This is a genomic window from Bacillus sp. M13(2017), from assembly GCF_002218325.1.
Lineage (GTDB): Bacteria > Bacillota > Bacilli > Bacillales > Bacillaceae_G > Bacillus_A > Bacillus_A thuringiensis_K.
Map to the genome: position 1 here is coordinate 433268 of NZ_KZ268501.1, position 13438 is coordinate 446705.

Consider the following 13438-nt stretch of genomic DNA (forward strand, 5'->3'; position numbering starts at 1 on the left):
GTAATACGAACTATTCCTAATTGTTGTTTATTGCTAAAATAAATACCGTAATATTAGATAAATATAAAGGGTGGCATTTTATGAAATCAAGAGGAATTACTCGTAAAGCAGATAGTATGGGGCGTATTGTTATTCCAATGGAAATAAGACGGAGTTTAGGAATTGTAGAAAAAGATTCTCTTGAAATGTTTATAGAAGAGGAGCAGATTATTTTACGAAAATATCAATCTCCAAGAGCTTGTGCACTTACAGGAGATATTTCAGACAGCAATATTTCGTTAGCGAATGGGAAGATTATCGTAAGTCCAAACGGTATGGAACTGTTAATAAAGAAGTTACAGCAATATCTTTTAAAGTAAAAGGTAAGTAAGAACTTTAAAATAGAATATACTTGGAAAAAGTTCTCTATTCATTTAGGGGGCTTTTTTATTGTTATCAATAAAATTGAGAGGCCGTAGTTGGTTCAATGAAATACGGATTACCTTATGAATAGTCTGACTATTTTTTATAAAAAAACTATTTATTTACATTTTTTTGTTTCGTGTTATATTTTTAATGTTAACATAGTTGTATTGAAAATTCTGATTTTAAAATTAGGAAAACTTTAGAAAATGAAATACTCTTAATTGAATTGAAAATCATATAAACATAGTTTGAAAGTAAAGTATGAAAATGAATCAGATTTTCAAATTAAATTTGCCAAATCAATGGAGGTTCGTGGGGGAAATGTAACTAAGAAGAAATCTCTTATACTCCACGTTTTTTATTTGTAAATCGGTAATTCTAATAGCTCTGACGAAAAGTAAAGGAGTAAAAAAGAAGTGGATAGTTTGTTTAATAGAAGATAGGGTGTAAAAAATAAAACAACGGAGGTTTTATAATGAATAAAGGAATACTGCAGATTACGGAAATTGAAGAAATTACTATTCCTAATGTATTGAATGATAAAATGAAGAGTTTGATAGACAATGAATTGAAAACCCATAATCCCTATACTTGTGATCAAGAAATAGCAGCATATTTTTCAAAAGAGTGGCTTACTTGTTTGATTGAATACTCAATGGAAACTCCGAATTCAGATATAAAAAAACTACTACATATGATAAAAGTAGCGAATTGTGGTGGGAACGTACCGCCTACTCTTATTAAAAATACTCCATGTGATCCTATGGAAACCCTATTACCTGGAGAAAATCGCAAAGGTTTTAATTATGGTGAAGACGAAAACGATAGAATGAAAAAATATTTTTATGCAGAATGGGTGACATGGCTTTTTGCCACACTTTTTAATTATGATGCTTTAATTCATCCATCCGAACATGCAGGGAAAAATAGATTTCATCTCATTTCCCCTTTAAACAACGATGAAGTTTTGCGAAATGTCGGTGCAAGCACCGGTGGCGGGAACTTTTATCAACATAACGATGCCACAGTGTATACAGATATGAAAGACCAGTCAGATATTGAAGCGAGATTGAATACATTCAATACGAATTTAGAAATTGTATCAAATAGACTTAATAAATCCGTGGAACGAATAGTGTCTGAAATTACTTGTGGCAAATTTACTAGAGTTGATGCTCTTTTATTAAAAGGAGTGTTAAATTTAAAAACTCAAACTCATATTGGAACCCCAAAATTACTTCAAAAGCATCTTGAAGAAAATTTCTTCAATAAAGATGACATATTGGCGATAAGTAAAATGCCTATTGCTCATATCGCAGGAATGGCTGATGGTGAAATATCTGGATTTGTAGGGGAAATAAACCAAATTATATTTTTAGATGATAATGGTGATATTATTGCAACTTGTTTGAATGGAGCAGAAAATAGATTGATTTATGTGGGAGAAAGTGAAGAAGAAAAATTGAAATTTGACATGTTTTTAGAACTCTTACGAACAACGCCTACTTATAAGGTTCCACTTACATCTGAAGATTTATTAATTATACCAAATTCATACTATGGTAAACAAACAAATGTAACTCATGGTAGGGAAAGGTTATCTGGGGAAGAATATAAAATCCCGATTGGAAATAATAAATACGGAAGAAGAATTGTTTGCAGGCAATACGTTTCCAGCCGATTACGTGATCAGAAAGAAAGTTACTTTACAGATATTATTAACTAGTTTAAAGAGAGGAGGGACGATGGGGAGGTTTGGAGTATAATAGCTCAAGCCTTCCCATATTCTTTGTATGGATTTTACTATTGAATTACTCATATTACTATTTTTAGTAGCTGTAATAGCAGGGTGGATAGATACGATTGCTGGAGGCGGTGGTATGATAACTATCCCGATAATGTTATTAGTAGGTATGTCTCCTTCTGTAGCGATAGCAACTAATAAACTGCAAGGGAGTAGCGGAACTCTCATGGCGACAGTGTTTTTTATTAAGAAGAAAGAAATTAATCTTAAAGAAATGCGTTTGTCCATCTTAATGACCTTTTTTGGATCAGTTTTGGGTGGATGGCTTGTTTTACAGATACGAGCAGAATATCTAATTATGATATTACCTTTTTTACTTGTTTTTATTGGCATTTATTTTCTATTATCTCCAAATATAGCAAACGAAGATCGACCGAGAAAAATAAGTATGTTGTTGTTTGCGTTAACAGTGGCTCCGTTAGTGGGATTTTATGATGGTTTCTTCGGCCCAGGAACAGGTAGCTTGATTGCTTTAGCATTCATTCTTTTATGTGGATATAGTGCTACACGGGCAACTGCAAATGCTAAGATTTTGAATTTTACTAGTAATTTCGCTGCTTTGTTGTATTTTATTATTTTTGGCCAAATCGATTGGACAATTGGATTGATTATGATGCTTGGTCAAATTATAGGGTCATATATTGGGGCGAAGATGGTGCTTACAAAAGGGACGTCATTAATACGACCAATAGTGGTTATTGTTTGCTTTGTCATGGCAATTAAGATTTTTTTACAAAATATGAACTAAATGTAATGAATATAGTGTTTGTATCGAAGTTAGATTGTTTTCATGTTGTTATTGCAGTATTACACTGTTTAAGATGTGTTCAAAATTAAACAATTTGACTAGTGTAATGTATTGCGTTATGCTTTTTCTAGTATAAAAGAAAGGCTTGAAGATAATGATTCGTCGTTTGAGAAAGCTAAAAAATGTAGCAGTCGTAGTAAGCTTCTAAGTAAATTATAAAATCTACTATACTTAGAAGCGAGGAATAAAGTTATGAAGTATCCATTATTTAATCATTGGTCAGAAACAAAGTATATAAAAGATATAGTAACAAATCCACTCATTGAAGTAGGAGAGTACTCCTATTATTCAGGGTATTATAGTCATCAAAATTTTGAAGATGGCTGTGTAAGGTATTTGTGGGGAGATGCTAAGTCCCAAGCACTGTTCAATCCAATTGAACAGATGGGATGGCACCTTGACAAACTCATTATTGGGAATTATGTTTGCATTGCAAGTGGGGTAGTCATTTTAATGGGTGGTAATCATAATCATCACTCAGAATGGATTACAGTATATCCATTCGCTGAGCAAATTAAACAATCATATGAACCTAAGGGAGATACAGTCATTAAAAGTGATGCTTGGATTGGAATGAATGCTATAATAATGCCTGGCGTTACTATTGGTGAAGGTGCAATTGTTGCTGCAGGATCTGTCGTAAGTAAAGATGTTCCGCCGTATACAATAGTTGGTGGAAATCCTGCTAAGGAAATAAAGAAACGATTCACTGATACAGAAATAAACATGTTAATGGAAATGCGTTGGTTTGATTGGGATAGGAAATTGATTGAGAAGGCAATTCCGCTGTTATCTAGTCCATCCATCGAATCATTATTTGCTTTTTATAAAAATGAAGTGAAAAATAAATAAATCAGTTAGAAAAACTACATCCAGTATAGGGTGTAGTTTTTTATTTTTTGTAAATGTGGAACAAATGTATTATTTAGATTGTCTATTAACTGTAATCCTAAAAAATATGAAAGTGTGAATCATTTTGAAAAATATAAGGGGATTAAAAATAAGGATATGTGTGGAAATACAAAGTATTAGCGCACCTAAAAGTGTCGGATGAGATGGTCTATATGAAAGCGATTCTAACGTTTTATATGTATATACAATTTGAGAACACTGTCTATTTTTTTGCGGGATTATGTTAGAATAACGCTTTTTAAGTACAAAGAAATTGGAGGTAACAGAAGTGAAAGGTATGTTTTGCAAGAGAGTTATTGCAATAGTAACAGTGCTTACAATATTTTGTAGCATGGTCGTTACAATTGGAAGAGCAGCAGCGGAAACAGTTCCTGCTATAGACGTTGAAGCAGGATCAGCAATTTTAATAGAAGCAAATTCCGGAAAAATTTTATATGAAAAAAATGCAGATGAATCATTGGCAATTGCTAGTATGACAAAAATGATGAGCGAATACTTAGTTCATGAAGCGGTGGATAAAGGAAAACTTAAATGGGATCAAAAAGTTAAAATCTCTGAATATGCACATAAGATTTCGCAAGATCGTTCACTATCAAATGTTCCATTAGAAAATGGTGGCTCTTATACGGTAAAAGAGTTATATGAGGCAATGGCAATTTACTCTGCAAATGGTGCAACAATTGCTTTAGTTGAACAGATTGCTGGTAAAGAGGTCAATTTTGTAAAAATGATGAACGATAAGTCAAAAGAGTTTGGTATGAAAGATTATAAGCTTGTAAACTCTACCGGCTTAACAAATCAAGATTTAAAAGGATATCATCTAGAAGGGACAACTCTAGACGAGAAAAATAAAATGTCTGCAAGGGATTGTGCAATTTTAGCACAACGTCTTATTCAAGATTTCCCCCAAATATTAAATACAGCAAAAATTCCTAAAAAAACATTTCAAGAGGGTGGTAAATATCCAATTGATATGGCGAACTTTAATTGGATGTTAAAAGGTTTAATTAAGCAATATGAAGGTGTAGATGGTTTGAAAACAGGAACGACTCCAGAAGCGGGAGATTGTTTCACTGGTACAGTAGAAAGAAATGGTATGCGCCTAATTTCTGTAGTGATAAAAGCAAAATCTCATACGGCACGTTTTGATGAAACAAAGAAATTATACGATTATGGATTTGCGAATTTTGAAGTGAAGAATGTCTACGGAAAAGATTCAGTAGTAAAAGGGCATGAAACAGTTCGAGTAGCAAATGCAAAAGAAAAAGATGTAGTAGTTCAAATGAAACAAGCTGTTTCGCTTCCAATGCCGAAGGGCAACAAAGACATTTATAAAAAAGAATTTAAAGTATCGAATACGGAACAAGAAGCGCCTATTAAAAAAGGTGTAACAATTAGTAAAATGATTATCTCGTCTAAAGATAATACAGATCCTGGGTTCTTATCAGGTAATTCATTACAAATAGACCTTGTAACAAAATCTGATGTGGAACAAGCAAATTGGCTTACACGTTTTATACGTAAAACAGGATCTTTTTTTAGTGGTATGTGGGATCGTGCGATTGATATAGTAAAAAGCTAATTTTATAGGATACAACTAAATATTAGTTTGAAACAAAAGGTTTCAAAGCACTATAGATTCTTATGTGGATAGCTTGGAATGTCAGGGTGTAATTTTTTCTTCTTACTTTGTGCATTGCAATGACACTACTTTTTTCTATAGTTTTGTATCATTTAATCGAAAAGAAATGTATCAACTGGGCAAAACAAAGAACAACAATTTTTTTGAAAAAAAGTATAATTCCTAGGGAGATTTTATTTCTTTAGTAAATATACGAATATGACCGATTCCTTAGTATACTTGGGAATCGGTCAATTTTGGATTCTAAATGTAAATATAGTAAAGTGGAATATAATTGAAATCGAAAACCACTTAGAAATAACAATTACGGTGTGAGCTATTGTATAGTATAGATATATTTAACAATAAAGGGGGAATACATATGTGGAAGCGATTTGTAGCAATTGGTGATAGTTTTACAGAGGGGATAGGGGATGAAGTTGAGGGAATTGCATTAAAAAGCTGGGTAGATCATTTTGTTCAACTGTGTGAAAAAGATATAGAATATGCCAATTTTGCAAAGCGTGGGTTAGTAACTGAAGAAATTCGCCTGCAGCAATTAGAAAAGGCGTTAACTTTTAATCCAGATTTGGTTAGTCTCATTGCAGGGGCAAACGATGTTTTAAAAGGACGTTGGAATCATGATGCATATAAGAACGATATGGAATTTATGATAGATACATTAAGTAAAGCAGGGGCTGATATTATTATAGCAAACCTTCCTGATTTTACAGTTAGGCTTCCTTTTGCTTCTGAAAAAAAACAAGTAATAAAAGAACAATTATTAGAGGCAAATGAAGTTATACATTCACTGAGCAGAGAGTATAAGCTTCATCATGTTGATTTTTGGAATCATCATTTAGTTAATGACAATACGCTTTGGTCTAAGGATTTAATTCATCCAAACTCAAAAGGATATGTAAAAGTTGCTGAATTGATTTTTAGTAGTTTGCCTGTACAGAAGACAAAATAATAGTTTGTAATTTAACAAATATGATATTAATTGTATTTAAGCTATGTTTTTTAATAAATGGAAAGAACTAAACATTTAGCAAACAAAGCGTATCTACGATATATTTCTAAAGTAGTGTACAAATACAGAATTACAAGAAAAGATCACCTACGGAAATAGGTGATCTTTAAACATTCTTATACCTAAATTAATATATTAGATTACTAAATAAATTCGTACTACATAAAAATTAAGTTCTTTTATAGAAAAACTGATGATACATTAGCGTAAAATATATTATATCTTACAAGAGATTCATAACAACATTATATAATAATATAGTCAAATTATATTTTAGGGATTTATCCCGATTGTGTATAATGTGTAATTTTTTTGAAGCAGTAATGTCTAATAGATTAAATAGGTAGTAAATGTATAGGTTCAATACTATATGATTCAATCTTTGTTATGAGTGCATTAGTAATTGTTAGTATTATATTTTTAATATCTATTTTAGTTATTGGAATTAATTTGAATAGAAAATATGTAGGATAGAGAAAGGTACATATACTTTAATGTATATGTACCTTTTTATTTAGTAGGATTTATAGTCTCTATAAACTATTATGTTAATAAAATTAAAAAACTTTATTCTTAATATCCCTATGGTTAAAGCTATCTATAAAATGAAAATATAACTAAATAATAGTTTTGTTATGATTTGTGGATTTGGTTTTTTATCCGAATTTTCTGATTCAAATATTTCAACTTTATGAATATAGTAGGTGAAATATTTGTGTGATAGTATTTGAGATAGAAAAAAGCCAACTTTAAAAAGGATGTGAATTGAATGTGCAAACAACTGTAAATGGTTATATTAAGGTAATGTTTAACTAAGGTAAAGGTCTATTTTGTAACAGTTGATATAAAGACGAAGAAATAGGTGCACTCTTATTTATCAGACTATTTAAAATATGAGAAACCTTGAGATTAGTCTAGGTTTTGACGAAGTTAAATTCTAGATGAAATCTTTATAATGATTAATTAGGTTTAATAAAGGGGTACCTTATACGCAAAGGTGTTTATATTAGTAACCTAAGGAGCTTGCTTTTATGAAAACTACTGATTCAAAAGGCCTATTAGGAAATAGGGTTTATTTACAAGTTTTCTCTGCTTATTCATTGCTTATGCTTGGTGTTTTTATTGATATGTTAGCGATTATGACTATAGTTGGATTTGAATGGGAAGTAGATCCTACTATGATTGGATTGATTCCTGTTGCATACGCACTTCCAGGAATTATTTTTGGCTCATGGGCAGGTGTTATTGCAGATCGTTTTAGAAAAATTCCAATTATGATGTTCTGTAATCTAATGGTTGGTCTAATAACGATTGCTCTTTTATTTGTACAAGATATCCACTGGCTCTTAGTAGCATTAATGATTCGTTCCATTTTTATTGTTTTCTATTATCCTGCACAGCAAACACTAACAAGACAGATTGTATCCCCGGATTTGCTTACTAAAGCAGTAAGTATCAACGGAATAGTAGAGCAGGGTACCAAAATAGTAGGCCCGCTTATAGGGGGGATGTTGCTGAGTTGGTTTCAACCAGAGTTCTGCCTCATTATGAGAGCTATAAGTTGTTTATTAGCTACCTTAGTTCTGATACCCACAATAAAATTTAAAGAAACTATATCGAAAGAATTTGTTGAAAAGCAAAAACAAAGTACTTGGACCGCTTGGGTACAAGGATGGAGTTATGTGTTATCTAATCGGATAATATTATCAACTATGATTTTCGTTACAATAGCCATGGCAGTATTACAATTAGTAGACTCACAATTTCCAACTTTATTTAAGAGCTTATTCCCACATGATAAAAGTAAAATGGGATATATCATTTCTATTATTGGTCTTGGCGGAATACTTGGTGCATTACTAACTCAGAAATTAAAACAATTTCAATATGGCTGGGTAGTATGTGGAGGTATGGTTTTAATGGGAATTGGTTTTGGCGGGATCGGTTTGATAACGCCCAGTACGGTCTTCGTTTTGGCCTACTTAATTAGTTTTATCGCTGGTATTGGAAGTGGGCTGATGCTTGTATCTAATCAAGTCATTTTACAAATAGAATCCGATCAAGATCAAGTAGGAAGAGTATTTGGTATTCAAAGCAGTTTAACAAACGCAGTTCTAATTATTTCTCCTGCTATGAGTGGCCCATTAGTGCATTTGTTTGGAGTAACTCAACTCTATGTTTATGGAGGGGTTGGGCTTGTTATTATTGGAGTAATTGGAGTTTCACTGCAGAAATATTTATGGGCTAAACATAAACACGAACCTATAAGAGCAAATAATTTTTGAAGGGGAGATTTTTATGACCAATGAGGAATGTTATCCATTAAGCCATCCGCAGCGAAGAATATGGTATACAGAAGTTATTCATTCTGATAAAGGAATATGTAATTTAAGATTTTTATTTAAACTTCATCGGAAAATGAATTATTCAAAATTAAACCAAGTTGTGAATCGCGTTATCAGTGAAAATGACGGTCTGTGCATTAGGTTAAAAGAAAATGGGCATCAGGAACCAAAACAATATTTTATTAAACATGAAGAACAAGAATTTGAGTTTTTTGATTTCAGTAATGTGGAGAATACAAATTTGCTTGAGGAATGGATTGAGCAGAAAACAAAAGAAACGTTTACATTATTTAATTCAAATTTATACTATTTCGCTTTAATAAAATTAAACGATAATGAATGTGCAGTCTTTGGAAATGTTCATCATATTATTATGGATGGTTTATCAATTCAAATATTTACTGAGCAAATTGCAAAATATTATTATGAAATGCATAACGAGAATGAGGAAGGCGAAATTAAAAATTCATATGTTCAATTCCTGACTAATGAACAAACATACTTGAATAGTAGTCGCTTTCAAAAAGATCAAAAATTCTGGTTAGAGGAATTTAAAACACTGCCATCTGTGACTGGATTGAAGCCCTATAATACGTACCAAGTTAGTACCAAAGCATCACGTGAGACATTTATATTAACGGAGCATTTGAAGAGAAAGATAGAAAAATTTTCTGAAGATTACAAAATTAGTTTATACACTTTTTTTGTTGCTGCTTTCTCGTTGTCCATGTATCGGTGGACTTTATCGCTTGATATTGGTTTAGGAATGGCTTACGGCAACCGTATGACTAAAATGGAACGAAAATTGATTGGAATGATGGTGAGTACAGTTCCTTTAAGAATGGATATTGATCCAGAAGAAGAAGTACTTTCATTTATTAGTAGGGTGTCCAGAAAACAAAGCAAATTATTGAGACACCAGAAATATCCATTTGATTTGTTGTTAAAGCAGATTAATAAAGAGAATAATAGTAATGTGAGACTTTTCGGAACTACGATTGATTATAGGGATCGCGATGAAAGTGGTGACTCACTATGGATTCCAAACCATGAAGAGGTACAAGATTTTGCAGTGCATATTGAAAATCTAATTGATATTGACTCTTTACATGTACATATTGATTATCGTGAGGAGCTATTTTCTAAGGAAGAGATAAAACGGTTTTTTAACGTGATGTTAGCGATAATGGAAAACACTTTTGAAAAACCAAAGCAGAAGGTAGCTGAAATCGAAATCATTTCTGATGAAGATAAAAGAAAAAGTTTAGTTGAGTTCAACAATCCTAAGCTGGATTTCCCATCTCAAGTAACTATTCATGAATTGTTCGAACAGCAAGCGTTGAACTATCCAAGCGATATTGCAGTTACGTATGGCAAAGAAAAAGTTACTTATAGGGAACTTAATGAACGCGCAAATCAGTTAGCTCATTATTTGCAGAAAAAGGGAATAAGACCTGATACTTTAGTTGGACTGTGTGTTGAACGTTCCCTCGAAATGATTGTAGGTATTTTAGGAATTTTGAAGGCTGGTGGGGCTTATGTTCCACTTGATCCAACATATCCAGAGCAGCGACTTCAATATATTCTAGAAGATGCTAGCATTCAGTTATTCGTAACGCAAGAAAGTTTAAAAGAATTGAAATGTTTACCAGAAAATGTTAAGTCGATTTTCCTGGATCGTGATCAAGATGAGATTGGGAAAGAAAGTAAGACTTTGCCTGTTTCTGATGTCGGTCCCAAAAATCTGGCATATGTAATCTATACTTCGGGATCAACGGGAAATCCAAAGGGCGTTATGATAGAGCATCACAATGTCATTCGGTTATTTAAATCGACGGATTGTTGGTATCAATTTAATGAAAAAGATACTTGGACGCTTTTTCATTCGTATGCATTTGATTTCTCAGTATGGGAAATTTGGGGAGCATTGTTATATGGTGGAAAATTAGTTGTTGTTCCGTACTGGATTAGTCGATCACCTAAGGATTTTTATCAATTATTGGTGGAGGAAGAAGTCACAGTTCTAAATCAGACACCTTCCGCATTTCGACAATTAATACGAGTGTGTGAACAAGAAGATAAGAATAAAAATTTGCAGCTGCGTTACGTAATATTTGGCGGAGAAGCGTTAGAACCTATTAGCTTGTTACCGTGGTTTAAAAGGTATGGGGAGAAAAAACCACAGTTAATTAATATGTATGGAATTACAGAAACTACAGTTCATGTTACATATTATCCAATTACTTTAGATGATGTGCAGCATGCTTCAAGAAGTAATATTGGAAAGCGGATTCCCGATTTAGAAGTGTATATACTAGATGCTTATCAACAACCTGTTCCTATAGGTGTTGATGGTGAACTTTATATTGGTGGAGCAGGATTGGCACGTGGGTATTTAAATAGACCTGAATTAACAGCAGAGCGTTTTATATCTCATCCATTTAGTAGTGATCCGAAAGCAAGATTATACCGGACAGGAGACTTAGCGAGGTATTTGCCAGATGGGAATCTAGATTATCGTGGAAGAATTGATCATCAGGTTAAAATACGTGGTTTCAGAATTGAGATTGGGGAAATTGAGTCTACTTTACATACATATGCATATGTAAAAGAGGCAGTTGTAATTGTAAGAGAAGATCAGCCGGGTGATAAAAGATTAGTAGCATATGTTGTAGGAGATGGAAATGTAGATGCGTGGAGAGAGTATCTTAAAGCGAAACTACCAAGTTATATGGTTCCTGCGGGATTTGTGGCGATGGAAGCTATTCCACTTACAGCTAACGGTAAAGTTGATCGTGAGGCCTTACCTATGCCGGAGGAAACGCAGATTAATAGTGAATGTGTTGGCCCTCGGAATAGTAACGAACAGATACTAACTACCATTTGGAAGAGAGTATTAGGTGTTAAAAAGGTGGGAATCTATGATAATTTCTTTGAAATTGGTGGCGACTCGATTCTCAGTATTCAAATCATATCTCAAGCAAGTCAAGTGGGGTTAAAACTTACTCCAAAGCAAATGTTTGAATGCCCAACTATCGCTGAGCTGGCACAAGTGGCTATAGAAACGCAGGGAGTACAAGCGGAGCAGGGAATTGTGATAGGTGATGTGCCTCTTACTCCAATTCAGTGCTGGTTCTTCGAGCAAGAACATCCACATACAGAGCATTGGAATCAATCAATGCTTTTAAGAGTAAAAGAAAGATTGGATGTGAAATTACTAGAGGGAGCGATATTAAATTTACTGAAACATCATGATGCTTTACGTTTCCGGTACGAACAGTTACCAAACGGAACGTGGAGGCAGAGAAATGAAGGGACTGATGAGCTGTCAGTACTCCATGTTGTAAAACGGAATCAAGTTAATGAAAAAGAGTGGAATAAAATAATACAAGAAGAGATGAATATTCATCAAGCTAGTTTCAATTTAATTACTGGTCCGTTAATGAAAGTAGTGTACTTTGAAGATAACTTGACTGAAAATGATCGAATATTCTGGGTGATACATCATTTAGTAGTAGATGGAGTGTCATGGAGGATTCTATTGGAAGATTTACAGGTGGTATATAACCAGATGAAACAAGGTCAAGAAATTCGCTTACCTGCGAAAAGTACATCTTTTAAAGAATGGTCTGAACGACTTCAGACATACAGTGATTCGGGTATTTCAAAAGAAGTAAAGGATTATTGGAATGAACAAGTAGAAAAAGCAACGATGAAAATTCCAATGGACTATCCAATACAAGAAACGACAGAAGAATCGATTGATCAAGTGACGAGGACTTTAGGAATAGAAGAAACACAAGCATTGTTTCACGAAGTTCTAGTCACTCATAAGACAAGGATTGATGAGGTATTATTGGCGGCATTAGGACAAGCTATCGTCGATTGTACAAATCAGCAAACCGTTTCTATTCATCTAGAAGGACACGGGAGAGAAGAGATGATTGAAGGTATTGATTTATCAAGGACAGTGGGCTGGTTCACGAGTATTTATCCCGTTCATCTCAATTTTCAAGGAACTCAGACACCTATTGAAGGGTTAAAGGCAGTCAAAGAGCAATTGCGTCGAATCCCAAATCGCGGAGTTGACTATGGTATTTTACGTTACTTGAATAAAGGATTACTTCCGTTTTATCAGCAAAAGCCTTCAATAAGCTTTAACTATTTGGGCCAATTTGATCAGGTGTTTTCAAGGGACTCTTTGTTTATGCAAGAGACAGGATTTACATTTTTAGATCATGCTCCAGATTCCAAACCATCTCATCTAATTGATGTTATCGGAATGGTGAAAGATGAAAAGTTACATTTTATTTGGATGTATAGTAGGGAACAGTTTTCTAAATTAAAAATTCAAGTGATAGCAGATGGTATGTTGAGGCATCTTCGTCAACTTATAAATAAACCAACAACAGAGTCTGCTTTTACGGTATCAGATTTTGCTGATGCAGAGGATCTTACGGAAGAAAGCTTGAGCAAAGTATTACTTAAATTAACAAAGAAGAGGGTGTGA

8 protein-coding genes and 1 pseudogene are annotated in these 13438 nt (G+C 33.2%); all 9 read left to right on the forward strand.

Annotation, left to right across the window (positions count from 1 at the left end; translation table 11 throughout):
* Positions 1-80: 80 nt before the first annotated feature.
* The 9 genes and pseudogenes from CGQ22_RS08645 to CGQ22_RS08680 all read left to right on the forward strand — a co-directional run bounded on the left by CGQ22_RS08645 (position 81) and on the right by CGQ22_RS08680 (position 13438).
* On the forward strand, positions 81-359 hold the full coding sequence (locus CGQ22_RS08645; protein WP_000842217.1) for an AbrB/MazE/SpoVT family DNA-binding domain-containing protein: 279 nt from the start codon (positions 81-83) through the stop codon (positions 357-359).
* Between the two features lie 521 nt (positions 360-880).
* A complete protein-coding gene (locus tag CGQ22_RS08650) occupies positions 881-2131 on the forward strand; it encodes a hypothetical protein (protein ID WP_046946296.1) in 1251 nt (416 codons plus the stop codon).
* A gap of 67 nt (positions 2132-2198) precedes the next feature.
* Positions 2199-2957 carry a TSUP family transporter gene (locus CGQ22_RS08655; protein ID WP_046946295.1) on the forward strand — a complete coding sequence of 253 codons (759 nt, stop codon included), beginning with the start codon at positions 2199-2201 and terminating at the stop codon, positions 2955-2957.
* Between the two features lie 252 nt (positions 2958-3209).
* Positions 3210-3869: a CatB-related O-acetyltransferase gene (locus CGQ22_RS08660; protein WP_000876936.1), complete on the forward strand. Its 660-nt coding sequence runs from the start codon at positions 3210-3212 to the stop codon at positions 3867-3869.
* 328 nt (positions 3870-4197) lie between these two features.
* Complete coding sequence (locus CGQ22_RS08665) at positions 4198-5511, forward strand: D-alanyl-D-alanine carboxypeptidase family protein (protein ID WP_046946294.1); 1314 nt, start codon at positions 4198-4200, stop codon at positions 5509-5511.
* 92 nt (positions 5512-5603) lie between these two features.
* Positions 5604-5756: pseudogene (locus tag CGQ22_RS31350) on the forward strand (acyltransferase family protein); the annotation flags it as partial.
* Between the two features lie 176 nt (positions 5757-5932).
* Positions 5933-6523 (forward strand): SGNH/GDSL hydrolase family protein, encoded by a 591-nt coding sequence (locus CGQ22_RS08670; protein ID WP_046946293.1) that lies wholly within the window; start codon positions 5933-5935, stop codon positions 6521-6523.
* A 1091-nt stretch (positions 6524-7614) separates the two neighbouring features.
* On the forward strand, positions 7615-8868 hold the full coding sequence (locus CGQ22_RS08675; protein WP_089148560.1) for an MFS transporter: 1254 nt from the start codon (positions 7615-7617) through the stop codon (positions 8866-8868).
* A 13-nt stretch (positions 8869-8881) separates the two neighbouring features.
* A complete protein-coding gene (locus CGQ22_RS08680) occupies positions 8882-13438 on the forward strand; it encodes a non-ribosomal peptide synthetase (protein ID WP_089148561.1) in 4557 nt (1518 codons plus the stop codon).